Source organism: Streptosporangium sp. LJ11, assembly GCF_051918945.1.
Classification (GTDB): Bacteria; Actinomycetota; Actinomycetes; order Streptosporangiales; family Streptosporangiaceae; genus Streptosporangium.
The window spans coordinates 42,125-65,654 of sequence record NZ_JBPXMB010000029.1 but is presented as its reverse complement, the minus strand read 5'-3'; the positions used below and the strand labels follow the sequence as shown (position 1 = coordinate 65,654).

General features: G+C 71.2%; 19 protein-coding genes. 9 read left to right on the top strand and 10 right to left on the bottom strand.

Annotation, left to right across the window (positions count from 1 at the left end; genetic code table 11):
• The first annotated feature begins 228 nt into the window (after positions 1 to 228).
• The 3 genes from ACTOQ3_RS34965 (at position 229) to ACTOQ3_RS34955 (ending at position 2,205) form a co-directional block, all read left to right on the top strand.
• Positions 229 to 933 carry a phosphatase PAP2 family protein gene (locus ACTOQ3_RS34965; RefSeq protein ID WP_440087759.1) on the top strand — a complete coding sequence of 235 codons (705 nt, stop codon included), beginning with the start codon at positions 229 to 231 and terminating at the stop codon, positions 931 to 933.
• Between the two features lie 40 nt (positions 934 to 973).
• On the top strand, positions 974 to 1,639 hold the full coding sequence (locus tag ACTOQ3_RS34960) for a phosphatase PAP2 family protein (protein ID WP_440087758.1): 666 nt from the start codon (positions 974 to 976) through the stop codon (positions 1,637 to 1,639).
• Between the two features lie 290 nt (positions 1,640 to 1,929).
• Positions 1,930 to 2,205, top strand: coding sequence for a hypothetical protein (locus ACTOQ3_RS34955; RefSeq protein WP_440072055.1), 276 nt, complete (start codon positions 1,930 to 1,932; stop codon positions 2,203 to 2,205).
• A 516-nt stretch (positions 2,206 to 2,721) separates the two neighbouring features.
• Here ACTOQ3_RS34955 and ACTOQ3_RS34950 read toward each other — a convergent pair.
• A complete protein-coding gene (locus ACTOQ3_RS34950; RefSeq protein WP_440087757.1) occupies positions 2,722 to 4,623 on the bottom strand; it encodes a glycoside hydrolase family 15 protein in 1,902 nt (633 codons plus the stop codon).
• 416 nt (positions 4,624 to 5,039) lie between these two features.
• Between ACTOQ3_RS34950 and ACTOQ3_RS34945 the strand changes: the two genes are divergently transcribed.
• A complete protein-coding gene (locus ACTOQ3_RS34945; RefSeq protein WP_440087756.1) occupies positions 5,040 to 5,981 on the top strand; it encodes a hypothetical protein in 942 nt (313 codons plus the stop codon).
• Between the two features lie 180 nt (positions 5,982 to 6,161).
• Here the strand turns inward: ACTOQ3_RS34945 and ACTOQ3_RS34940 are convergent, their stop codons facing one another.
• On the bottom strand, positions 6,162 to 7,145 hold the full coding sequence (locus tag ACTOQ3_RS34940) for an AraC family transcriptional regulator (RefSeq protein ID WP_440087755.1): 984 nt from the start codon (positions 7,143 to 7,145) through the stop codon (positions 6,162 to 6,164).
• Between the two features lie 220 nt (positions 7,146 to 7,365).
• On the opposite strand from ACTOQ3_RS34940, the gene ACTOQ3_RS34935 reads away from it, so the two are divergent.
• Complete coding sequence (locus ACTOQ3_RS34935) at positions 7,366 to 7,878, top strand: anthrone oxygenase family protein (RefSeq protein ID WP_440087754.1); 513 nt, start codon at positions 7,366 to 7,368, stop codon at positions 7,876 to 7,878.
• A gap of 146 nt (positions 7,879 to 8,024) precedes the next feature.
• Positions 8,025 to 9,167, top strand: coding sequence for a serine hydrolase domain-containing protein (locus tag ACTOQ3_RS34930; RefSeq protein ID WP_440087753.1), 1,143 nt, complete (start codon positions 8,025 to 8,027; stop codon positions 9,165 to 9,167).
• Positions 9,168 to 9,200: 33 nt separating this feature from the next.
• Here the strand turns inward: ACTOQ3_RS34930 and ACTOQ3_RS34925 are convergent, their stop codons facing one another.
• The 7 genes from ACTOQ3_RS34925 to recD2 form a co-directional block, all read right to left on the bottom strand.
• Positions 9,201 to 10,058 carry an NAD(P)-dependent oxidoreductase gene (locus tag ACTOQ3_RS34925; RefSeq protein ID WP_440087752.1) on the bottom strand — a complete coding sequence of 286 codons (858 nt, stop codon included), beginning with the start codon at positions 10,056 to 10,058 and terminating at the stop codon, positions 9,201 to 9,203.
• A gap of 193 nt (positions 10,059 to 10,251) precedes the next feature.
• Entirely contained in the window at positions 10,252 to 11,283 is a 1,032-nt protein-coding gene (locus ACTOQ3_RS34920; RefSeq protein ID WP_440087751.1) for an ABC transporter ATP-binding protein, read from the bottom strand.
• Positions 11,280 to 12,041 (bottom strand): molybdate ABC transporter permease subunit, encoded by a 762-nt coding sequence (gene modB, locus ACTOQ3_RS34915; RefSeq protein WP_440087805.1) that lies wholly within the window; start codon positions 12,039 to 12,041, stop codon positions 11,280 to 11,282. Before modB ends, ACTOQ3_RS34920 begins: the two co-directional genes overlap by 4 nt.
• A gap of 181 nt (positions 12,042 to 12,222) precedes the next feature.
• Positions 12,223 to 12,630, bottom strand: a complete 408-nt coding sequence (locus ACTOQ3_RS34910) for a TOBE domain-containing protein (RefSeq protein ID WP_362844357.1) — start codon at positions 12,628 to 12,630, stop codon at positions 12,223 to 12,225.
• 252 nt (positions 12,631 to 12,882) lie between these two features.
• Positions 12,883 to 13,863 (bottom strand): SMP-30/gluconolactonase/LRE family protein, encoded by a 981-nt coding sequence (locus ACTOQ3_RS34905; RefSeq protein WP_440087750.1) that lies wholly within the window; start codon positions 13,861 to 13,863, stop codon positions 12,883 to 12,885.
• A gap of 259 nt (positions 13,864 to 14,122) precedes the next feature.
• Entirely contained in the window at positions 14,123 to 15,424 is a 1,302-nt protein-coding gene (locus tag ACTOQ3_RS34900; RefSeq protein WP_440087749.1) for a ThuA domain-containing protein, read from the bottom strand.
• A gap of 216 nt (positions 15,425 to 15,640) precedes the next feature.
• Complete coding sequence (gene recD2, locus ACTOQ3_RS34895) at positions 15,641 to 17,806, bottom strand: SF1B family DNA helicase RecD2 (RefSeq protein WP_440087748.1); 2,166 nt, start codon at positions 17,804 to 17,806, stop codon at positions 15,641 to 15,643.
• Positions 17,807 to 18,880: 1,074 nt separating this feature from the next.
• On the opposite strand from recD2, the gene ACTOQ3_RS34890 reads away from it, so the two are divergent.
• The 3 genes from ACTOQ3_RS34890 to ACTOQ3_RS34880 all read left to right on the top strand — a co-directional run bounded on the left by ACTOQ3_RS34890 (position 18,881) and on the right by ACTOQ3_RS34880 (position 22,714).
• The gene (locus ACTOQ3_RS34890) at positions 18,881 to 19,906 is read left to right on the top strand and encodes a LacI family DNA-binding transcriptional regulator (RefSeq protein WP_440087747.1); all 1,026 of its coding nucleotides are present in this window, start codon (positions 18,881 to 18,883) and stop codon (positions 19,904 to 19,906) included.
• A 244-nt stretch (positions 19,907 to 20,150) separates the two neighbouring features.
• Complete coding sequence (locus ACTOQ3_RS34885; protein WP_440087746.1) at positions 20,151 to 22,037, top strand: ricin-type beta-trefoil lectin domain protein; 1,887 nt, start codon at positions 20,151 to 20,153, stop codon at positions 22,035 to 22,037.
• Positions 22,038 to 22,246: 209 nt separating this feature from the next.
• Positions 22,247 to 22,714 carry a hypothetical protein gene (locus ACTOQ3_RS34880; protein ID WP_440087745.1) on the top strand — a complete coding sequence of 156 codons (468 nt, stop codon included), beginning with the start codon at positions 22,247 to 22,249 and terminating at the stop codon, positions 22,712 to 22,714.
• 327 nt (positions 22,715 to 23,041) lie between these two features.
• On the opposite strand, the gene ACTOQ3_RS34875 is transcribed toward ACTOQ3_RS34880, so the two are convergent.
• The gene (locus tag ACTOQ3_RS34875) at positions 23,042 to 23,506 is read right to left on the bottom strand and encodes a hypothetical protein (RefSeq protein ID WP_440087744.1); all 465 of its coding nucleotides are present in this window, start codon (positions 23,504 to 23,506) and stop codon (positions 23,042 to 23,044) included.
• Positions 23,507 to 23,530 lie beyond the last annotated feature (24 nt).

The following is a 23,530-nucleotide window of genomic DNA, read 5'->3' as shown; positions in this document are numbered from 1 at the left end:
GGCCCGGAGCCCGGAGTCCCCGCCTCGGCGGCCCGGAATCCCGGCGATTCACAGCTTCCGTACCCCTGGATTCCGCGCGCTCGGGGCCCCGCCGGCCCGATCCCCCACCTGTCGTGCGAGGAATATTCGCGAGGAATCGGGTAGCCATGAACGATGGTCAGATTTGCCGAGGGTAAACCTCAACCTCACAGAAATCCCGATGATCATGCTGCTGACCTGCGCCTGGGGGTGCGCCTGACGATGGCGCTGGCGGCGGTGGCGGTCTTCACGGTGCCGTTCGTGATCCTGCTCGTGCTCGTGAGGACCTCTTTCTCCCCGCTCACGGAGCTCGACGAGGGCATCGCCCTGAGCCTGCACGCCCACGCGCTGGAGAATCCCGGCTACACCACCTTCCTCAGCGTGGGAACCGAGGTGTTCGGTCCCTGGACGTGGCGCGTGCTGGTGGTGCTGACCGCCGTCTGGCTCTGGCGCCGGGGCGCGCCGCGCCTGGCGATCTGGGCGGTCGCCACGATCACCTTCGGCGGACTGCTGAACCTCGCCCTCAAGATGATCGTCGACCGCGCCAGGCCCGCGCTGCCGGATCCCGTGGCCTGGGCACCCGGCGCCTCCTTCCCCTCCGGGCACGCGATGGGAGCGGCGCTGGGCGCGTGCATCCTCGTGCTCATCCTGCTGCCCTTCCTGCGCGGCACGGCCTCGCGGATCACCGTCTGGGCCGTCGCGGCGGTCATCATGGTGTTCGTCGCGTACAGCCGGGTGGCGCTCGGCGTGCACTGGACCAGTGACGTGATCGCGGGAGTCGCGCTGGGCGTGGCGGTCGTGGTGGGGGCGGCGGCGGGCTTCGAGGCCTGGCGCCGGGGAGAGGGCCGCAGGCCCGCCGAACCGCACGTGGAAGGCGTCGAGCCCGAGGCGTTCCGAGGAGGTCGTTCGGGGTAGCTGGCGCGCCATGTCGAAAATGTCGGTGGATTTCAAAGGCGTGGCGCGCCTCATCCTGGCGCCGCTGGCCATCATGGCGGTGCTGACGATCGGCGTCGGACTCCTCATCACCAAGGTCCTGCAGACGACGACCCTCATCGCGAACGACCAGGGGGTCAACGCGCAGCTGGCCGGAGAGCGTACGGCCTACTGGAGTTCGATCACCGATGTGGTGTCGAGCATGTCCGACACCCCGGTGATCATCGCCGGCACCGCGCTGCTGGCCGTCGTCTTCCGGCTGACCTTCAAGCGCTGGAACGAGTCGATCTTCCTGGCGCTGGCGGTCTTCTCGCAGTCGGCGATCTTCCTGCTGGCGACCGTCTTCGCCGAGCGCAAGCGCCCCGCCGTCGAGCACCTCGACCCCGCCCCGCCCACCTCCAGCTTCCCCTCGGGGCACACCAGCGCCGCGGTCGCCTTCTACTGCGGCATCGCCCTGGTGCTGACCGTCCACACCCACCGCTACAAGATCCTGAACGTGCTGTGGTGGGTGGTCGGCCTCGGCATTCCCCTGGGCATCGCCTACTCGCGCATGTATCGCGGCATGCATCACCTGAGCGACGTGAGCTGGGGCTTCCTGCTCGGCGTGGTCTGCATCGCGGTGGCGGCCAACGCCTTGCTGTTCCGGTCGGTGATCGAGGAAAAAAAGAAAAAAGTTCTGAGCACGTAGCGATCCCCGGCCGTGCCGGGGCTCCGGGGGCGGCGAAGATCGCTGGGACGAGGATCGGCGGGGGTGAGAGAGGGACATTCACCACCCGCCGGGTCGCTTCACATGAGACCGTTGTGAAGCAGCACCACCAAGGTTCAACCTGTCACCTCGTGTGGCTCAAAGATCACAATGTGCTACGAAGTAAGATGGAAACCTCGCCGGGAGATTCAAGTCTTCCCGTCGGGGCACGAGCAGCCAGCCGGCCGGACCGAGAGACGTTCGACGGCTACCCTCAAGGAAGGAAGCCGGCCATGGATCGCCAGTCCGTCGTCTGCCATAAATGCACGGGCGTTCTCCTCGCCACCGACTCTCGCACCTACACGGCGCAGCGAGGCCGCCTGATCGTGACCAACGGCTACTGCACCTGCCCCGCCGAGCAGGCTCCCGTGGAGCAGGCCGCCCAGCGGCAGCAGCAGCCCCAGCCCGCCGTGGAGCAGCCCACCTCGCACCGGCAGCCCACCCACCCCCAGCAGCACCCCCAGCAGCAGAGCGCGCCCGCGGGACAGAACTCGATGGTCGTCGCCTAACGTCCGCTCGGGGAGCGGTCGCGGCGTCGCAAGGGCGCACGCGACGGCTCGGCCTCCGGCGACCGCGCGCCGCCACCGCGACCTCGCAGGCCGTCCCCTCTGACTGATCTGGTCATATTCGCCGATCAGCCGCTGTCACGGATCCGGACACCTCTTCGGTCGTCCACCCTCTCGGATCCGGACACCTCTCCGATTCTCCGATCGTCCGCCTTCTCGTGTCTCTCGATCCGGACACCTCTCCGGTCGTCCCACGAGTCCGGACGCACTCGCCGATCGGTCGCCCTCCCGGGACCTCCCGGAACCGGCCGCCGAGTCCCCGGCGACGTCACGCGGTGGCGCTCAGCCGCTCAGCCCCCAGGCCAGCACCACGGACAGACCGCTCGTCGCGAGCAGGCCGACGAGCACCACTATGGCAATCACCCGACGGTTCATGCTTGAAAGCCTAACCAGGCATCCGGGTGGTCTCGCACGCCGGCGCACCCGGGGACCACGCGGGGCCCGGGGGAGAGTACGAGATCACGACGGCCAGCCCGTCGAGGGGACCTGCCCGCTCTCGGCGCGGATGATGTGGATGACCGCGTTGATGAGCGCCAGGTGGGTGAAGGCCTGGGGGAAGTTGCCGAGGTGGCGTCCGGTCACCGGATCGATCTCCTCGGCGTAGAGACCGAGGGCGCTGGCGAAGGAGAGGACCCTCTCGCAGAGCCTGCGGGCGCGGGTGTGCTCCCCGATCTCCGTCAGTGCCGAGACGAGCCAGAACGAGCAGATCGCGAAGGTGCCCTCCTCCCCGGTCAGGCCGTCGTCCGTGCTCTTCGTCTCGTAGCGCAGGACCAGGTCGTCGGCGGTCAGCTCGTCGGCGACGGCCAGCACGGTGGCGCGGACCCTGGGGTCGTCGGGCGGCAGGAAACGCACCAGCGGGATGAGCAGGAGCGACGCGTCGAGGGCGTCGGTGCCGTAGTGCTGCCTGAAGACCCCGTGCTCGCTGACACCGTGGGCGCACACGTCGGCGTGGATGTCGTCGGCGACCGCCTGCCAGCGCGCGGCCAGTTCCGGCTCCTCCCTGAGCCGGGCGAGCCTGGCGCCCCTGTCGGTCGCCACCCAGCACATGACCTTCGAGGAGGTGAAGTGCTGGGGCTCTCCGCGTACCTCCCATATGCCACGGTCAGGCTCCCGCCAGTGCCTGATGGCGGACTCGACCTGCCGCTTCAGGATGGGCCAGATCCGCTCGTCCAGGCGGTCCCGCGACCGGGTGTGGATGTAGAAGGAGTCTAGGACGGATCCCCAGACGTCGTTCTGGCGGTGCCGGTACGCGGCGTTGCCGACCCTGACGGGCCTGGCGCCCTCGTACCCGTGGAGGTGGTCGAGGATGTGCTCGTCCAGCTCGCACTCGCCGTCGATGCCGTACATGACCTGGAGTTCCTCGTCCCGTTCCGCCACGTCGGCGATGAACCAGAAGAAGTCGTCGGCCTCCCAATCGAAGCCCAGCGTGTACAGGCCCCAGAGGGCGAAGGTCGAGTCCCTGATCCAGGCGTAGCGGTAGTCCCAGTTGCGGTCGCCGCCCGGTGTCTCGGGCAGTGAGGTGGTCGAGGCCGCGATGAGGGCACCCGTGGGGGCGAAGGTCAGGCCCTTGAGGGTGAGGGCGCTGCGCTCCAGGTACCTCCGCCAGGGGTGGTCGGGGAAGACGCCCCTGGCGAGCCAGTGCTGCCAGTGGTGGGCGGTCCACACGAGCCGCTCGTAGGCCTCCTGGAAGGTGTACGGCGGCTTGTGCGGGGTCCACGACAGCGCGCAGAAGCGCGTGTCGCCCTCCTTGAGGAGGGTGCGCGCCGTCGCGCGCCCGGCCTCGAACCCCATCCGCATGTCGGTGGTGAGCCGCAGTTCCAGGGGCTCCCCCTCGGCCGTCGCGACGCCCTGGTGATAGCCCCTGTCGGCGTACGACCAGCGCGCGGGCCTCCGGCCGTAGTCGAAGATCGGCTCGCAGTCGAGCGTGATCTGCACCTCTCCGCTGACGCAGCGCACCGTGCGGAGCAGCACGTGGGAGGCGTCGTAGTCGGTCGGCGCCCTCCTGTGCGTGTGGGAGAGCTCGTCGTGGTGGTGCCAGGGCCCCATGAGCAGCAGGTCGCGCACGATGATCCAGCCGGTGGGGGTGCCCCAGCTCGTCTCCAGGATCATGGTGCCGGGCAGGTAGCGGCGCGCGGCGGGCACCCTCAGGTCGGCGGGACCGAGCCGGAAGCCCCCCGCGCCCCGGTCGAGGATGGCGGCGAAGACGCTGGGAGAGTCCATTCGCGGCAGGCAGAGCCACTCGACGTTCCCGCTCGGGGCGACCAGGGCGGTGACCTCGCAGTCGGACAGGAAGCCGTAGTCGGCGATGGGCGGGAAGGGGGAGGGGCCGGGCAGCGCATCCGCCGTCGAATTCGGTGTCATCGGCTCTCCTTGAGCGTGGAGACCCCCGCCCTCGAACGGAGATGTCCTCGAACGGAGAAGAACGTTAGGCGCCCTTCCTACCCCGGCTACCGGGGTCAGGCACGTCTTTCCGCTGATCGGGCGTGCCCTCGTACTCTCCTCCCCTCACGAGGGGACCGTACTCCGCCACGGCGCGGGCGGACTCCCTTGACATGCCTGTCCGTCCGCGTCCGCCGTCGGTACGGGAGCGGGCTCCCCTTCTCGGCTCCCCGCCCCGGATACCCGCCGCTCAGCGAAGAATGGCGCGGTCCATTCCCGATCCGCCGCTTGACCCCATAAGTCACATTATTCCCAGCTGTACGTGAACTTTTCGGACAAGTTGCTGTCGAATCTGCTATCAAGATGCCCGACCAAGGTTCACATCAGAGAGGGTCATCGTGGGGCGCGACGATATCCAAGGACCGTACGAGGAAGATCCTCGCGAGCAGACCGGTCCCCTCGGACCGGCGCAGTACGAACCCGAACGTCCCGCCGGCGACGTGTTGTCGGACGGCTGGAACGAGATCGACTTTCCGGAGCTCACGCCGGGCGACGGGTCACAGGTGATCGTCCACGTCGACGGGTCCCGGGAGATCGTCCGGGCCGACGGGTCCCGGGAGATGGTCTACCTCGACGAGCGTCGTGACATAGGGGACACCGACATCACGTCCGACGGCCCCCTCTACCGCGAGGAGGACGAGGCGACGCCGTCGCGCGGTTTCCTGGGGTCGGGCTGGCGCGAGGACCCCGATCCCCACGAGGAGCGCCGCCGCAGGGGCAGGAGCAGGAGCAGGATCCTGCTGGCGGTCGTGGGCGGCGTCGTGATCGCCGGGGTCGCGGGCGGCTGGCTGCTCTCCGCATCCCTGGACGAGAAGACCGGCACCACGTGCTCGCCCGGCGTACGGTGCTCGGTGGCCGACCTGCCGCAGGCGCCTTCGGAGACGCCGACGCCCCTGCCCGAGGAGGAGACGGCGGGGCCGTCCGACGAGCCGTCCACGGCCGACGAGCCCCCGACCACCGCTCCCACCAGGGCTCCCCGGACCCAGGAGCCCTCCGGCCGGCCGTCGCCGACCCGCAGTACCTCGCCGAGGGAGACCCGTCCGACGGCGTCCTCAGAGGACGCCGAGCAGGAGGAGACCTCGCGGCAGGACCCGGCCCCGAGCTCGCGGATCACCTCCGAGCCCGCGCCCTCGCCGACGAGCCAGACCCCCACGGAGGACGCCACCCCGAGCCAGCAGCCGACGACGGCACCGCCGCCGCAGGACACCGGGACGAACGGCGGCTCGGGCAACGGCGGCTCGGGCGGCGGCCGGGGCGGCCTGCTCGACTGGCTGTTCTGACCGTCACGGCGCAGACGTACCGTGAGCGCGACTCGGCGGCTCCGGCGGTCCCGCGGCCTCCGGTGGACCCCGGCGGGCCGCTGAGGGCTTCAGAGGGCTCCGGGGAGCGCCGCCGGCTCGGCGGGTCTCCGGGCGCGTCGACCGGCGGGCCGGGGCTCGCACCGGCGCGCCCGCCGGGACCTACCGCGCGGGCGTGCCGGCGGCGTGGTCGCTCCGGGGGCGCTGGGAACGCCGGACCCCGGCGCGGTGCTCCTGGGGGCTGACGCCGCGTTCGCGTTTGAAGGCGGCGCTGAGCGCGAACGCGCTGCCGTAGCCGACCTGCGTGGCCACCGCGCCGACGGTGGCGTCGGTCTCGCGCAGCAGGTCGGCGGCCATGGCCAGCCGCCAGCCGGTGAGGAACGTCATGGGCGGCTCGCCCACCAGCTCGGTGAAGCGGCGGGCCAGGGCGGCACGGGAGACGCCGGACCCCGCGGCCAGCGTGGCCACCGTCCAGGGGTACGCCGGGTCGCCGTGCAGCATGCGCAGGGCCTTGCCCACCACGGGGTCGCTGTGGGCGCGGTACCAGGCGGGGGCGCCGGCCTCCGGGCGGGAGAACCAGGCCCGCAGGACGGCGATGAGCAGCAGGTCGAGCAGCCGGTCGAGCACGGCCTCCTGGCCCGGCTCGTCCTTGACGATCTCGTCGCCGAGCAGCGGGATGACGGGGCAGTCCCAGGCGTCCTCCGGGAGGACCAGCAGCGGCGGCAGCGCCTCCAGCAGACGGCGGCTGATCTCCCCGCGCATCTGGTAGGTGCCGGTGAGGAGCACCGTCGACCCGTGGGGGTCGTTGCCCCAGGTGCGGACGCCCAGGTGCATCTCCTGGGCGAGGCCTCGCCCGTCGAGGGTGGTGCAGTGCTGGCCCGGATGGATCACCACGTCGGGCGGTGTGGCCGGATCGTCGGCGACCGTGTAGGGATCGGGACCGAGGATGATCGCGACGTCCCCCGGACCCAGGCGCACCGGGGCGGCGTCGTCGAGGACCACCCACGCCTCACCCCGCACCATGGCCGTCAGGGCGAGCGGCGCCCGGTCCTGGATCCGCAGGGACCAGGGCGGGTTCAGGATCGAGCGGAGCAGGAACGCTCCCCTGGCCCTCGGACCGTCCAGGAAGTCGGTGAGTGCGTCCATGACTTCACCGTAGACGCTGAAATATGGAATTGCGCTTCTCGACCATGGCCCGTCTCACCTCTGGCCAGTTCACTGGTCCTGTGACAGAAAACACCCATGAGAAGAACACGGCGCCGGTCCTCGGTGGCACGGGCGAGACCGGCCGCCGCGTGGTGGAGCGGCTCACCGCGCGCGCTCTGGGGCTGACGGCAGGACTCCCCCAACGGCCAAGGAGAATGTGATGTTGATGTTCCGAGGCGTCGCGCTGGTCGCGGCGGCCATCACCACGGGACTCGTGGCAGGTCTCTTCTACGCCTACGCCTGCTCCGTCATGCCCGGTCTGGCCCGGGCGGACGACCGGACCTTCGTCAGCGCGATGCAGCGGATCAACGTGGCGATCCTCAACGGCTGGTTCGCCCTCTGCTTCGGCGGCGCGCTGGTGCTGACCGTCCTGTCCGCGGTACTCCACCTCCGGGCGGACGGGCGGCCCGTGCTGCCCTGGATCGTGGCCGCGCTCGTCCTGTACGTGGTGATGCTCGCCGTCACGATGGGGATCAACGTGCCGCTCAACAACGCGCTCGACGCCGCCGGGGACCCCGACCGCGTCGCCGACCTCGCGGCGGTGCGCGAGCGGTTCGAGGCGGCGTGGGTCCGCTGGAACCTCATCCGCACGCTGGCGTGCGTGGCCGCCTTCGGCTGCATCACCTGGGCCCTCGTCGTGTACGGGCGTACCGGCCTGCCGAACGGGTCATGACCGCGGAGACCCTGACCACCCGTCCTGACCACCGACACGCACGGGAGCCCTCCGATGACCGGGTACCGGATTCTCGCCGCCGACGACGACCCCGCGATCCTGCCGTACGCGAGCGGCCCGCCCGCCGCCCGAACCCACGGGGGAACATGAGAACGACCGGCATCACCCATCGCCTGCGAGGACCCGTCGTCGCGACGATCGCCGCGCTCACGCTGGCCGGCTGGGCGGTCCCGGCCCGCGCCCTGCCCCTGGCGGCGCCGATCCCCCTCACGCGGGCCGCGCCGGACGTCGCCGAGGCGGGCTCCTTCGACCTCGTACGGCCGTCGGCGCGCCCGGTCGAGCTGCGGAGCGCCCCGAGGCGGCTCTCGGTGACCTACGCCTACAAGGGAGACGAGCGCACGTTCGACGACTTCCTCGCGCGAACGAAGACCAACGGCCTCGTCGTCCTGGACGGCCGGCACATCGTGGCCGAGCGCTACGTCAAGGCCGATCGCGGTACCCGGTTCCAGTCCTGGTCGATGGCGAAGTCCTTCACGTCGACCGCGATCGGCATAGCCCTGCACGAGGGCCGCATCCGCTCGATCGACGACCCGGTGACCCGCTACCTGCCCGAACTGCGCGGCTCGGGCTACGACGGGGTGTCCATCCGGAACCTGTTGCGAATGTCGTCGGGAATCGCCTGGGACGAGCGCTCCGACGTGCCGAAGGTGCAGATGGCCGCGAACCGGGGCCGGCCGGTCGGGGAGCTGGCGGCACGGCAGGTGCGCGGCTGGGAGCCCGGCAGCAGGTTCGAGTACACGAGCATGAACTCCTTCGTGCTCGCCAAGCTCGTCACCCGTGCCACGGGCATGCCGTACCACCGGTACGTGGAGGAGAAGATCTGGAAGCCCGCCGGCATGGCGTCCACGGCGCGCGTCGACAAGGACTCCGGCGGCGACAGCCTCGGTTACTGCTGCTACCACGCCACCGACCGCGACTTCGCCCGGTTCGGCCTGCTCTACCTCCGTGAGGGGAAGGCGGGAGGGCGCCAGGTCGTGCCGCGTTCCTGGGTCAGGACGTCGACCACGCCCTCCGCCTCCTTCAACCCCGGCTACGGGCTGCACTGGTGGCTCGGTGACGGCGACCGGGGTGACTTCATGGCCGCCGGATTCGGCGGGCAGTACGTCTACGTCTCCCCCGAGCGGGGGGTGGTGATCGTCAAGTCGTCCCTCTCCGCGTCGGCCAACGACCGGCGCGAGGCGCTGACCGCTTTCCGCGCCGTGGCCGCCGAGGTGGCGAGAACCCGCTGACGGGCGCGGTGACGGGCGCGGTGACGGGCGACGCTAGCGCGGTTTCCCGCGCAGCAGCTCGACGACGGCGCCGATGTCCGCGTCACCCCAGCCGCGCCCGGCCGCCTCCTCGTAGCGCCGCTCGACCAGCCGGGCGATCGGCAGGTCGAGGCCGCCCGACTCCGCCATGTCGATGGCGAGCCGCACGTCCTTGGCGGCGAGCCTGGTCGTGAACCACCCCTGGTGGTCACCGCTCAGGATGTCGTCGACCCGGTTGTGCAGGGCCGGCGCGACGGTGGGCCAGGTGAGGAGGAAGTCGTGCAGCAGCGTCTCGTCGAGATCCGCCGCCAGGCCCGTGGCGGCCGCCTCGGAGAGCGCGGCGATCCCGGTCATCAGCAGGTAGTTGTTCAGCAGCTTGAAGGCGAGCGCCGCGCCGGGATCCCGGCCGCAGTAGGAGTAGGAGGCGAACACCTCCGACCACACCGGCTTCAGCACGTCGGCGACGTCACGCTCGCCGCCCATCAGGACCGAGGCCCGTCCCTCGGCGACGGCCGGCGGCCAGCCGATGACGGGCGCGGCCACGAACCGGCCCCCGGGCGCCATGTCCCGCAGCGCGCGGGCCGTGTCCGGGGCGACGGTGCTCGTGTCGGCCACGACGGGCCCGTCGGCGCCGATTCCGGTCAGCTGGGACATCACATCGCGAACCGCCTGGTCGTCGGCGAGCGACATCAGCACCCCTTCGGCCTCCCGCACGGCCTCGGCGGGCGAGGCCGCCTCGACGGCGCCGAGGCCGACCAGCTCCTCCGCCCGCCCCGGTGTGCGGTTCCACACCGTGACCGGGAAGCCGCGCACCAGCAGCCGCCGGGCCAGTGCCTGCCCCATCATGCCCATCCCGAGTACAGCGACGCGCATAGATCATCCCCCCTCACGCCATTGTGCCCCCGCGGGTCCGGGCGGCCTGGGCCGCCACGCGGGTGACCTGCGGCATCTCGGCGCTCGTACGGGCGGGAACATGGCGGGGGGCCGTACGGGCGGGCGGTGCCACAGGGGTTCAGGCCGGATGGGCGTGGGTCGCGAGAGCCCGCGCCGGGTGAACGCGGGGGGCTCAGGCCGGGTAGGCGTGGGTCTCGGTGGCCTTGACGGCAGCCCAGATCCGCTGTCCCGAGGTCAGGTCGAGGTCCGCGACGGCGGCGGGGGTGACGTCGGCCGAGGCGGTGATCGGCCCCTCCAGGTGGATACGGACGTTGTCGCCGTGCCGCTCGATGCCCTCGATCGTGGCCTCCCAGAGGTTGCGCGGGGTGCCGTCCGGGCGGGTCCGGTAGAGCGCGACCGCTCCGGGACCGAAGGCGACGAACGCGGGACCGTCCAGATGCTCGGCGACGCTGAAGCTCACCTCGCCGACGGTGACCTGTCGTCCCGCGGCGAGCCCCCGGTAGAGATTGAGGCCGACCAGGCGGGCGACGTAGTCGGTGCGCGGGCGCCGGGCGACCTCGGCGGGGGTGCCGCGCTGCACGACGGCGCCGTTCTCGATGACGACCAGCTGGTCGGCGAGCACCATGGCGTCCAGCGGGTCGTGGGTGACCAGGACGGTCGCGCCGCCGAAGTCGGCCAGGTGGCGGCGGAGCCCTGAGCGGATCTCCAGGCGGGTGTGGGCGTCGAGGGCGGCCAGCGGCTCGTCCAGCAGCAGCAGGCGGGGCCCCACGGCGAGGGCGCGGGCCAGGGCGACGCGCTGGGCCTGACCGCCCGACAGCTGCCGGGGTTTCGCCGCGGCGTGCCCGGCCAGGCCGACGCGCTCCAGCCAGGCGGCGGCACCGCGCCGCGCCTCCGTTCTGGAGGCACCTCGGCAGCGGGGCCCGAAGGCGACGTTGTCCAGGGCCGACAGGTGCGGGAAGAGCAGGTAGTCCTGGAAGACCATGCCGATCGGGCGACGTTCGGGCGCCAGGGTGTGCAGCGCCTCGCCGTCCAGGGTGATCTCCCCTCCGGACAGGGCGGTGAGCCCGGCCAGCGCGCGCAGCGCGGTGGTCTTGCCCGCGCCGTTGGGGCCGAGGAGAGCGACGACCTGGCCGGCGGCGACCTCCAGTTCGATGTCCAGGTGGAAGCGGGGCCGGGTGACGACAAGGTGGGCGTTCAGGGTCACGGGCCGCTCACCCACCGGTCGCGCAGGCAGGCCAGGATGATCACCGAGACGGCGAGCAGGACGAGGCTGAGCACGATCGCGGCCTCGGGTTCGGTCTCCAGGGCGAGGTACACGGCCAGCGGCATCGTCTGGGTCCGGCCGGGGAAGTTGCCGGCGAAGGTGATGGTGGCCCCGAACTCGCCCAGCGCGCGGGCCCAGCACAGCACGGCGCCCGCGACGATGCCGGGGGTGATCAGCGGCAGCGTGACGCGGCGGAAGATGGTCCAGCGAGAGGCGCCCAGCGTCGCGGCGGCCTCCTCGAAGCGCAGGTCGGCGGCGCGCAGCGCGCCCTCGACGCTGATGACCAGGAACGGCATGGCGACGAACGTCTCGGCGACGACGACTCCGGCCGTGGTGAACGGCAGGGTGATACCGAAGGTCGTGTCGAGCCACTGGCCGACCAGGCCGCGCCGCCCCAGGACGAGCAGCAGGGCGACCCCGCCGACCACCGGGGGCAGCACGAGGGGGACGGTGACCAGCGCCCGCACCAGGCGGCGGCCGGGAAAGGCGACACGGGCCAGCAACCACGCCAGCGGTACGCCGAGCAGCAGGCACACCACCGTGGCCACGGTCGCGGTCACCAGCGACAGGCGCAGCGCCTCCAGCACCTGCGGCTCGCCGAGCCTTTCCGCCAGGGTGGACCAGGGCGCGCGCACCAGCAGCCCGGCCAGCGGCAGCGTCAGGAAGACCATGCCCGCCACGGCGGGCAGCACCAGCATCCAGGGCAGGCGGCCCGCCACCCCACCGGACGGACCACCGAAGGAACCACCGGACCGGCCGCCCGCCGCATCGCGCGGCACACCACCGGCCGGCTCCCCCGGCACGCCGCCGGAAGGACCGCGTGACACGCCGCCGGACGGACCACCCGTAACGTCACCGGACGGACCGCTCACGGCGCCGTCAACCCGTCGTGCGGGCGTGGTCGGCGATCTCCACGACCACGTTGGTGGACTTGATCACGGCGACCGCCCTCACCCCCACCTCCAGGCCCAGCTCGTCGGCGGCCTGGCGGCTCATCAGCGACACCACCCGGTACGGTCCCGCGGCGATCTCCACCTGGGCCATCACCGCGTCCCTGATCACCTCGGTCACGATCCCGCGAAGGCGATTGCGGGCCGACGAGTGCCCCGTACCGTTCTCGGACTCGATCTGGGCACGCGCGAACGCCGCCAGATCGGTGCCCTCCACCATCCGATGCCCGTGCTCGTCCCGCCGGGCCGCGAGCCGCCCGGCGTCCACCCATCGGCGGACCGTGTCGGAGCTCACCCCGAGCAGCGCGGCGGCCTCGCTGATCCGAAACGTCGTCACGAACAATCACCATACCTTCGCGTATTCACGCCCTTATGCCCCTCCTCCATGGCAGTCGCGCCGCGATCCGCCACTCCGTCGCCGCTCCTGCGAGCTCGAACGACCTGGAGGACCCTTTCCCCGCGCCGGGGACCCGCTCACACCGGCGCGCCGAAGCGCCGGCACACCGGAGCGAGGAGCGCCGCCGCGGCGAAACCGGCTCGCTCCGGCGGGACGCGCCTCCCGCCGGTGGGCGCCCGGGGCGGGAACGTCCTACTCCGGAATCCGGTGGGCGGGGGCGGGACCGGACCAGTAGGGGGTGGCGAGCCCCCGCGTGCCGACGTCCGCGAGGAAGACGCGCCCGGCGTCCGGATGGCGCGCGGCGTCCGCCGGCGTCATCCCCACGCGGGCGGACGTGATGAGCAGCGTGTCGAGCCGCGGGCCCACGAAGGCGACGCTCGTCACGTTGGGAGCCGCGACCTCCACGGTCGCGAGATGCTCGCCCCGGGGCGAGTAGCCGCGCACCTGGCCGGCACCCCAGAGCGCGAGCCACAGGTTGCCGTCGACGTCGGCGCACAGCCCGTCCGGCGTACCGTCGGAGATCTCCAGCAGCACGCGGCGCTCACCGTACGCGCCGGTGACGGCGTCGTAGGCCCTCGCCCAGATCGTTCCCGGGACGCTGTCGACGCTGTACATCGTCGACAGGTCCGGAGACCAGGCGAGACCGTTGGAGAGCGCGAGGTCGGTGTCGAGGGTCGTGACGGTTCCGTCCGCCTCGTACCGGTACAGGCACTCCTGGCCGTGCCGGTCGTCGAGGGCGAGGCTCCCCACGAGAAAGCGTCCCCCGGGATCGCACGCCCCGTCGTTGAGGCGGCTGTCCTTCCCCTCGGAAATCAGGTCGACGAGGTACGCGCGCTCGCCCCGTTCGCCCTCCGAGGCGGGCGGTCCCCCGTCCTCCGCGGCGGACGGCCGTCCCGGCCCGCCCCCGCCCGCCACGGTGAGCAGTCCCTTCCGCCCGGCGACGAGCAGCCTGCCGTCCCGGTCGCACACGACGGCGCCGACGGTCTCGCCGAACTCGTGCCTGCGGTCCACGCGAACGGAGTCACCGGCGAGCCGTCCCTCGAAGACGTGGCCGGCGTCGATGTCCACCCACAGGAGGCGCTCCCTCGCTGCGTCCCACACGGGCCCCTCGCCCAGCAGGTGCGCGTCCGCGCTCGCGACCCGCGCCTCGAAGCGCCGGATCTCCCGCCTCACGACGCGCCTCCGCCGGTCTTCCGCACGGCGGTCACGTTCGCGGCGGGGTGGACGGGCACGGCCGGACGGCCGCCGTTCCCGGGTCTCACAGGTGCTTGGGGTCGCATGAAACCCACAGTGTTCCAGATGACTGGTTCCTCCGGATACGTCCACCTCGCCGGTCACCGGTCACGGGCTCACCGCGTACTCGCCGGGTGCCCGCGGGACGCCCGCCCTTCCCGGTCGGCGGAAAGGGCGGGCGCGCGGAACCTCGTGGCGACTACGGCTGCTGGGAGATCCGGAACGACTGGGCGGCGCCTCCGTTGCAGGTGCTCTGCACCAGCTGGACGCTGTCGGCCGTCGAGGAGCCCGGCACGCTCAGGCACTTGGCGCTGAGGCGGCTGACGAAGCGGTAGTGGCCGTCGCCCTCGGACACCGCCTGCCACTGCTGGTTGTTGCCTCCGGAGTACGTCCACAGCTGGAGCGGGGCGCCGTCGGCCGTGGAGACGTCGGTCACGTCGACGACCTGGGCACTGTTGAGGCGGCTGTTGAGCCGCGCGAAGCCGCCGCTGGTCGGCTGGACCTGGAACCGCTGGGCGAGGGTGCCGTTGCAGGTGTACTGCTGGATCACGGTGCCGTTCGCCGAGGCGGCCGCGCGCGCGTCCACGCACTTGCCGTTGGCGCGGTTGGCGAGGCTGTACCACGCGGTCGGCGAGATGGTGTCCGGCGGGGGCGGGGTGCTCCCGCCGCCCAGCCACAGCAGGCCGTCGATGACGAACCGGTTCTGCACCTCGCTGGCGAACGTGGACGACAGCGGGGTGTTGTTGCTGTAGTTCATGGCGTTGTGACCGAAGTTCGCGTACAGCATCTTGTAGTTCCGGTTGGTCCACATGAGCGGGTAGTAGCCGCTGTACCAGGTCTGGTTGGGGTCCGTCCCGACCGGGAAGCTCGACGGGTCGATGGACCCGAGGATCCTGATGTTCGGGTTGTTCCTCAGGTCGTTGGCCCAGCTGTACCACTCGCTGACCGACGAGGTGAAGGTGGCGGGCAGCCGCGCCGTGGAGGCGTGCGCCCCGCCCTCCGTGCGCATGACCACCGAGGTGGGTCCCCAGGTGTTGGACCTGAACGCGCCGGTGCCGAGGAGCTCGTTGTGGTACCACGACCAGCTTTGGGCGTCGGTGTTGAACGCGCTCACGTGGAAGCCCATCCACGCCCCGCCGTTGCGCATGTACTGCTCGAACGCCGAGCGCTGGGCGGCGTTCTGCGGCAGGTCGTCCAGGAAGATGACCACCTGATACTGCTGGAGGTTGCTCGCGTTCAGCTGGCTCCAGTTGTTGGTCGCGGTGTAGGTGAAGTTGTTCTGCGCGGCTATCTGCGGGAACCAGCGGTTGGCCTCCTGCACGAAATTGACGTGGGCCGCGTCGTACGCCCCGTTGTAGAAGGCGATCACTTTGAAGCTCGGGGCGGCCGAAGCCCCCGCGCTTCCGCCGGCCGGAAGGGTGGTGAGGCCGAGCGCGAGAGCGAGCACGGCGAGTAACCGCACCCACGTCCGCGTCGAGCTGACCATGTTTTCCCTGGTCATGTGTGTTTCCTCTGTCTCGCGACGAACGACAAAGGCGAAGCCCGCCCCGCCCACGGGCATAACGGAGACCGGCGTTACCAACAACTTCGGCAAGCCGAGGACGGTTCTTGTCTGACTTAATTCAAGTTATGTGAAGAAAAAATGTCAAGAAGATCGCGGAGCCGGGAAACGTCCGTACGGGCGGCGCCCGCGTCGGCCGATGTCATCGTCCGACGGTCAGTCGGCGGCGGGGGCGGCCTCGTAGTGGAGGCCCGCGCCGAGGCTCAGCGCGAGCCTGCGGGCGAGCCCGGTGTTGCGGCGGTGGTCCAGCCGGCCGACGGCCATCTCCAGCGCCTTGCGCTCGCCGACGACGACCACCCACGACCGGGCCCGGGTGAGCAGGGTGTAGAGCAGCTTGCGGCGCAACATGACGCCCCCGGACTCGGTGACGAGCGGCGCGACCACGAAGGGATACTCGCTGCCCTGGGAGCGGTGGACGCTGATGGCGTACGTGTGGGTCAGCTCGTCGAGCTCGCCGAAGCCGTACTTCACGGTCTGCCCGTCGTCGGTGCGGATCTCGACGAGCCGCTCCTCCGGGGTGATGGCGGTGACCGTACCGGTGTCGCCGTTGAAGACGCCCTTGTCGTAGTTGTTGCGGATCGGCATGACACGGTCGCCCACCCGGAAGGCGGAGGCCCCCGACCAGTGCTCGGCGACTCCCTCGCGCGCCGGGTTGAGCCGCTCCTGGATCATGCGACCGAGCTCGGTCGTCCCCGTCAGGCCCCTGCGCATCGGGCACAGGACCTGGACCTGGTCCGGGCTCACCCCCTGCTTGCGCGGGATCGCCACCGTCGCCAGGTGCATCACCCGCTCGGCGACCCGCTCGGGATCGTCGACCTCCTCGAACCAGAACCCGCCCCCGCCGGGGATCGCGGGCACCTCGCCCGCCCTGACCCGGCGGGCGGCCTGGATGATGCCGCTGCCCTCCGCCTGGCGGAAGACCTTGGTCAGGCGCATCCGCGCGATCGCCTCGACCCGCAGCAGGTCGGCCAGCACGCTGCCGGGGGCGATGCTGGGAAGCTGGTCGCTGTCGCCCACGATCAGCAGGTGGCTGCCGGGCGGGATGGCCGCGGTGAGCCGGGTGGCCAGGCTCAGGTCCAGCATGGACGCCTCGTCGACCACGATCAGGTCGGCCTGCGCGGGCGTCTGCTCGAACAGCGTGCCGCTGTCGGGGTCGGGCCGGTGGGCCAGCATCCGGTGCACGGTCATCGCGGGCAGGCCGGTGAGCTCCGACAGGCGCTTGGCCGCCTTGCCGGTCGGCGCCGTGAGGGTCACCGTGCCGCCCATCGCCCGCACCGTCGCCGCGACGGTCTTGACGGTGTGGCTCTTCCCGCAGCCGGGACCGCCGGTGAGGATGGACACGGTGCTGGTCAGCGCCATGTTCACCGCCGCCCGCTGGTCCTCGTCCAGCCCGGGGTCCTCCTGGAACGGGCGCATGGGCAGCGTCGAGGCGGCCTCCCAGAGCCTGGTCAGCTGATCGGTCAGCGTGAGCTCCCGGCTGTGCGTCTCCTTCAGATAGACCACGGCCGTTCCCCGGCCGTCCGGCGACGCCTCGACGACCACGCGGCGGTCGGCGACGAGCGCGTCGACCATCTGACCGACGAGTTCGTGGTCCTGCTCGACGAGTTCCGCGGACTGGGCGATCAGCGCGGTCAGCCGTACGTAGCAGTGCCCGTCGCGGCTGGCCGCCGTCTCCAGCCTGTCCAGGATCGCCGCCTTGACCCGCTGCGGGCTGTCCTCGGAGACCCCCGACCGCAGGGCGATCCTGTCGGCCGTGGCGAACGCGATGCCCCTGACCTTGCCGATGAGCCGGTACGGGTCGGAGGTGAGGACCTCCCCGGAGTCGGCCCCGAAGACCTGGTAGATCTTCGCCGCGAGCAGCGGGCTGATCCCGAAGCCCTGCAGGACCACCATGAGCTCGGCGATCGCCTTCTGCTCCTCCCACGCGTCGGCGATCTGGGCCTGCCGCGCGGGGCCGATGTTGACGACCTCGGTGAGCCGCCCGGGCTCGGTGTCGATGACCGTCAGCGTCGCCTCGCCGAAGTGGCTCACGATGGCGTGGGCGAGCCTCGGCCCGATGCCGCGGATCAGGCCGGAGCCCAGGTAGATGCGGATGGCCCGGACCGTGGCCGGTACCAGCCGCTCGCACGCGACGACCTCGAAGCGCCTGCCGTGACGAGGATGCTCGCCCCACTCGCCGACGAGCCTGAGCGTCTCCCCCGGCTGGACCCCGCCCAGGGCCCGGCCGGAGGCGACGAAGCCGGGCATGCCCTCGGCGCTCATCCGCGCGATCGTGTACTCGTCCTCGCGGACGTACACCAGCTGCTCGACAGATGCCTCCACGGCAGAAAGCAACCCCTCCGTACTGGCCTCACCTCATCCTTCGCACATCAGACCAGCTCACCCGGTGTCCCCACAAGCCGTCGCGGCTCGCCCCCGGGCCGCCGTCGTGGCGTCCCGGGGGCGATGGATGTGACGTACGGTCGGCGGCGCGGGCGAACCGCCGCCGGGGGTGATGGCCGGGTCGCTACACGCCCGACCCGAGGTGCCTGCCGCCGTCGAGGCTCAGATCCCGCCGGCGGAGGTGCTTCCCACCTGGCCCGCTATCGGCCAGGCCGGCCTGGGTCCCGGGTACGGAGGCCGCGGACCCGGGTACGGAGGCCGTGGCCCCGGGTACGGAGGACGCACGCCCGGGTACGGAGGACGCCAGCCCGGGTAACCGCCCGGGTACGGAGGACGCCAGCTCGGGTAAGGGGGCCGCCAGGTCGGGTACGGAGGACGCCAGCCCGGATACGGCGGCCGCCAGCCCGGGTACGGAGGACGCCAGCCCGGGGGGTACGCGCCCGGATAGCCGCCCGGATAGCCACTGGGGTAACCGCCCGGGTAACCACCGGGGTAGCCACCCGGGTAACCCGACGCGGGCACGCAGTCGTACTGCGGGCACGGCGTGGTGAAGCACTGCTTGGGCGAGGGGACGCAGACGCGGCCCGGACCGCAGTTGACCGCCGCGCACGGCGATCCCGGGCTGCACGTACCGGCCGCCTGCACGGCGGTGGCCGGCTGGGCCGCCGGAGCGGCCGGCGCCCTGTCCGCCCAGGCCGTGTTCGCGATGGCCGGTGACCCCGCCACCACGACCGCGGCCAGGACTGGGGCCAGTTTTCGAAGCATTTTTCCCCCAGATGTCATGATCGGTTCTGACTCTTCGACGATGCTTGCACCGGCCTTACCTGCTAACGGCAAACTGGATCCCAGCAAGTCGGATGGCTTGTCGAGAGTCGGGTGGCGACGCTGCCGCATCGATGGAATCGATCGGTTTCGCCCCTTTTTGCGGCGCCGATCCGGGGAAGACTCCTCGCCGTCGCCTCCCGTCGGCGCTGGTTATGCTGACGGCAGGGACACGGCTACCAGGGGGCGCACATGGCTCGGCCCGGGACGCGCGCGACCGTGCGCGACGTCGCGGCGGAGACGGGCCTGTCGATCGCCACCGTCTCGCGGGTCCTGAACGGGCAGGCCAATGTCGCCCCGCGCACCCGGGAGCTGGTGTTGCGGGCCATCGGCCGCCTCGGGGACCAGGCGCCCCGGCCGCGCGCCGGGCAGGAGGCGACGGCCGGCGGCACGATCTACGTGCGCTGCCCCTACCTGCTGACCGACTACTTCGGGCTCATCGTCTCCTCGGTCGGCGAGACCATCGAGCTGCACGGCGGTCAGATGATCCTGAGCACCGGGGAGTCCGCCCGGCACGCCCCGGCGATCGCAGGCCTGCCCGACCGCCCCGGCATCGCGGGCGCGATCCTGATCCTTCCCCCGGAGCCGGGCGAGGAGCTCGTACGGCTTCGCGACCGGCGGTTCCCCTTCGTGGTGATCGACCCCAGGACGCCGCCTCCCAAGGACATCGTGGCGGTGTCGGCCGCGCACTTCGCGGGCGCGCGCAAGCTGATGGCGCACGTGGTCGAGCTCGGTCACCGCCGGGTCGGCATCGTCGGCGGTCCGGTGGAGTGGCTGCCCAGCGAGGCCAGGCTGGCGGGATACACCGCGTCGCTGGCCGACGTCGGCGTCCTGCCGTCGGCCGAGCTGCTGCGCAGCGTGCGGGAACCCAACGCGGAGAACGGCTACCGCGCGGCCTGCGAGCTGCTGGACCTGCCCGAGCGGCCGACGGCGCTGGTCGCGTTCAACGACAAGATGGCGGTCGGCGCGCTGTGGGCGGCGGCCGAGCGCGGCCTGAACGTCCCCGGCGACCTGTCGGTCGCGGGTTTCGACGACCTCGACCTCGGCCGGGCGACCCTGCCGACGCTGACCACGGTGCGCCAGCCCCTGCAGGAGATGGGCCGGATGGCGGTCACGCTGCTGATGCGGCTGCTCAGCCGGCACACGCTGGAGGCCCTGCACGTCTCCCTGGGGACCGATGTGATCGTCCGCGGTTCCACCGGTCCCGTTTCCCGCTGAGGGCTTTTGTTTCATTTGTTTCATCAGCGACGGGCGCCCCGAATATCGCATGGAATGCGCTAATCCTGGTATTTCCGAACCTTGACAACCGATTTCCACGTGTGTTGTCCTGTCCTGCAACAGAAAAGTTTCTTATCTGTTACATCGGTTACAGCGACGGTTCCCCGGGGCGACGCGTGTGCCCTGACGCGGACGGACCGGGGCGTCGCGGGCCCAATCGCACCCCCCGAAAGGACCCCCTGCCGTGTTCCGACCACCTCGCCGGGCCCTCACCCTCGCCCTGGCCTGCGCCGCCGCCCTGTGGGCGACGGGACCCGTCGCCGCCACGCCCGCCCTGGCCGCCAACGAGCCCGTGAACATCTGGCTCACCACCACGTCCGACGCGGGCGGCCGGACCGTCACGCGGGGTCTTCAGCAACAGTCCCCCATCGCCTTCGGCCCCGCCGGAGGCAGTGCCAACCACACCATCACCGTGAACGAGGGCACCACCTACCAGCAGTTCGAAGGCGGTGGAGCCTCGATCACCGACACCACCGCCTACCTGCTGCGCGGCGGCCCGATCAGCGCGGCCACCCGCGACGCCGTGATGCGCAGGCTCTTCCACCCCACCGACGGCATCGGCCTGTCGTTCGTGCGCAACCCGATCGGCGCCTCCGACCTCTCGCGGCCCGGCAACGTCTCGCTCGACGACACCTGCTGCGACCTCAACGACTTCGGCGCCAACGGGTACGACACCAACGTGCGCCTGCTCACCCAGCAGGCCAAGTCGCTCAACCCGGCCCTGCGCGTCAAGGGCGTGCCGTGGAGCGCCCCCGGCTGGATGAAGGACAACGGCCGGATGGACCAGATGGGCTGGCTCAAGTTCGAGCACTACCCCACCTACGCCCAGTACCTGGTGAAGTACGTCCAGAGCTACCAGAACGCCGGCATCCCGGTCGACTACATCTCGGTGCAGAACGAGCCCAACTGCTGCCAGGCGGGCAACCCGACCGCGATGAACTATCCCGGCATGAGCTGGAACTCCTCCGGACTGGCCGAGTTCACCAAGAACCACGTCTACCCGGCCTTCCGCGCCGCCGGCATCACCACCAAGGTCCTCGTCCACGACTGGAACTACGGCGACTACGCCACCATGGGCGCCGGCGTGCTGAACGACGCGGGCGTGCGCAACGACCCCCTGTTCGGCGGCATCGCCTGGCACGGCTACTTCGGCGACCCGGCGGTCGGCACCCAGGTGCACAACCAGTATCCGGCCGTACGCCAGTTCAGCACCGAGCACTCGGGCGGCACCTGGATCGGCAACCAGCACAACGAGGACCTCGCCGACATCGTCAACTACGCCCGCAACTGGAGCGGCAGCCTCGTCAAGTGGAGCCTCGCCCTCAACCAGAACATGGGCCCGCACAACGGCGGCTGTGACGTCTGCACCGGCCTGGTCACCGTCCAGGAGGGCGGCCCCCGCGCCGGCCAGGTCGACAACACCATCGAGTACTACACGACCGGCCACCTCACGAAGTTCGTCAGGCCCGGGGCGTTCCGGATCGACTCCACCGCCAACGCCACGATCCAGAACGTCGCCTGGCGCAACTCCGACGGCTCCAAGGCCCTGATCGCGCACAACCGCGGCACCTCGGCCCAGTCCGTCCGGGTCAACTGGGGCGGCCAGTCGTTCGTCTACTCGCTTCCGGCCCGCACCACCGCCACCTTCACCTGGTCCGGCACGCCGAGCGGCAACCCCGGCGACCCTGGTGGCGGCGCCATCACCGGCCTGGCCGGCAAGTGCATGGACGTCGCGGGCGCGAGCAGCGCCGACGGCACCGCCGTCCAGCTCTACTCCTGCAACGGCACCGCCGCCCAGCAGTGGACCCGCCCCGGCGACGGCACGCTCCGCGTGCTCGGCAAGTGCCTGGACGTCGTCGACAACGGCACGGCCAACGGCAGCCGGCTCCAGCTGTGGTCGTGCTTCGGCGGCCCCAACCAGCGGTGGACCTACAACCCCACCACCAGGGACCTGGTGAACCCCGCCGCGAACAAGTGCGTGGACGTCACGGGTAACACCAGCGCCGACGGCACCCGCCTCCAGCTGTGGGAGTGCACCGGCGGCGCGAACCAGAAGTGGACGATGTCCTGACCTGAGCGGAACACGGGCGCGAACCCTCCGCAGGGGGTTCGCGCCCGTGGCCTTCCCGGGTCCTCCGAGCTCCGGACGCCCCGGTGGCGGCGTTCTCGCCGCGGTCCGTCGACGCCGCTCCCTCGGCCTCCGCCGGTGGCCCACGACCCTTGACGTCAACTTTAAGCATCGAGGCGATTACCCACAGTGATTACGGTGCATGAGGTCACATGCCAATCAACCCTCAGCACCAACGGGAGCACCCCATGCACACCCGCACCACCGCAACGGCACTGGCCGCTCTCGGCCTTCTCGCCGCCCTCACCACCGTCGGCGCGAGCACCGCCTCCGCCTCCACCTCCGCCCCGGCCCCCTGCGCGCGGGAATATCTCGCGCTGATGAACGCCGAGGACGCCCTCACCAACGTCGAAGCCCTTCCCGAGGTCAAGGCCGCCCACGCCGCCCTGATGAAGGCCGGCGCCGCCGCCAACGTCGACCAGCTCTCCCAGAAGGCGGCTCTGCAGCAGCTCGGTGTCAAGGCACCGGGACTGGACCCCGCCGCGAAGAAGATGGTGGAGGCCTACAACGCCGCCGGAGCCAAGTACGTGCAGGTGCGCGACGCGGCTCTCCTGAAGATCGCACCGCAGCGGCAGAACTCCAGGAACACGCTCAAGAAGTGCCTGAACGCCCACTCCTGACCATGGAGATGTGACGCGGCCGGAGTTCCCGGTGCCACGACCAGGGCGGTACGCCTCCTGGTGATCGGGGACCCCGGCCGCGTCCGGCGCGGAGGACCGCGGCCCGACGACGACCACCCGGCAGGCTCGGCACGCTCAGAGAGCACGCGTTCAAAGGGCACGCGCTCAGAGAGCACGCGCTCAGAGAAGGCCGGCGTCCGGTGTTCGGCGGGGAGCGACCGCCGCCCGGACTCCGGGCGAATCCCGGCGAAGGCGCCGGCGGGATCGCCGGCGCCTTCGCGGATTCATCTGCCGAACGCGGTGCGCGTCACGACGTCAGCGGGTGGTTCAGAAGGAATCGCGGTGGTAGTTACCCCAGTCGAAGTCGCCGGAGCGGCCTTCGCCGATGCGGACGCGGAAGCCGTCGAAACCGCCCTTGGCGCTGTAGCTGAACTTCCACCCGTGGTGGCCGCCGGTGTTGAAGCGGCGGTTGTGCCAGCCACGGTCGTCGTGGTAGTAGAAATCGATGAAGGTGTTCTCCCGGTCGCGGTCGCGGTCCCAGGTGTTGATGTCGAAGTGGTAGCGGCCGTTGGAGTAGTACCAGTAGCCCTTGTAGTAGGAGCGCTCGCCGCGCGACTCACCACGGCCGAAGCTGGAGTAGCCGGAGAACCAGTGCTTGGTGTACTGCGCCTGGGCGACCGCGGCCGTACCCGCGGTGGTCGCGGTGGCGGCCTGGGCGGGGGCGGCGACGATACCGGCCGCCAGGGCGCCGGCCAGGGCCGTGCCGACAAGGACGCTGCGAAGCTTACGCATGAGGGATTTCCTTTGATCGAGGGT

Excerpts from the sequence above, each read along its gene's own strand:
- ACTOQ3_RS34875 (WP_440087744.1), bottom strand. The coding sequence starts at position 23,506 with ATGCGTAAGCTTCGCAGCGTCCTTGTCGGCACGGCCCTGGCCGGCGCC.
- ACTOQ3_RS34940 (WP_440087755.1), bottom strand. The coding sequence starts at position 7,145 with ATGGACGCACTCACCGACTTCCTGGACGGTCCGAGGGCCAGGGGAGCG.
- modB (WP_440087805.1), bottom strand. The coding sequence starts at position 12,041 with ATGCTGGTGCTGCCCGCCGTGGCGGGCATGGTCTTCCTGACGCTGCCG.
- ACTOQ3_RS34930 (WP_440087753.1), top strand. The coding sequence starts at position 8,025 with ATGAGAACGACCGGCATCACCCATCGCCTGCGAGGACCCGTCGTCGCG.
- ACTOQ3_RS34880 (WP_440087745.1), top strand. The coding sequence starts at position 22,247 with ATGCCAATCAACCCTCAGCACCAACGGGAGCACCCCATGCACACCCGC.
- ACTOQ3_RS34950 (WP_440087757.1), bottom strand. The coding sequence starts at position 4,623 with ATGACACCGAATTCGACGGCGGATGCGCTGCCCGGCCCCTCCCCCTTC.
- ACTOQ3_RS34925 (WP_440087752.1), bottom strand. The coding sequence starts at position 10,058 with ATGCGCGTCGCTGTACTCGGGATGGGCATGATGGGGCAGGCACTGGCC.
- ACTOQ3_RS34900 (WP_440087749.1), bottom strand. The coding sequence starts at position 15,424 with ATGACCAGGGAAAACATGGTCAGCTCGACGCGGACGTGGGTGCGGTTA.
- ACTOQ3_RS34890 (WP_440087747.1), top strand. The coding sequence starts at position 18,881 with ATGGCTCGGCCCGGGACGCGCGCGACCGTGCGCGACGTCGCGGCGGAG.
- ACTOQ3_RS34955 (WP_440072055.1), top strand. The coding sequence starts at position 1,930 with ATGGATCGCCAGTCCGTCGTCTGCCATAAATGCACGGGCGTTCTCCTC.
- ACTOQ3_RS34935 (WP_440087754.1), top strand. The coding sequence starts at position 7,366 with ATGTTGATGTTCCGAGGCGTCGCGCTGGTCGCGGCGGCCATCACCACG.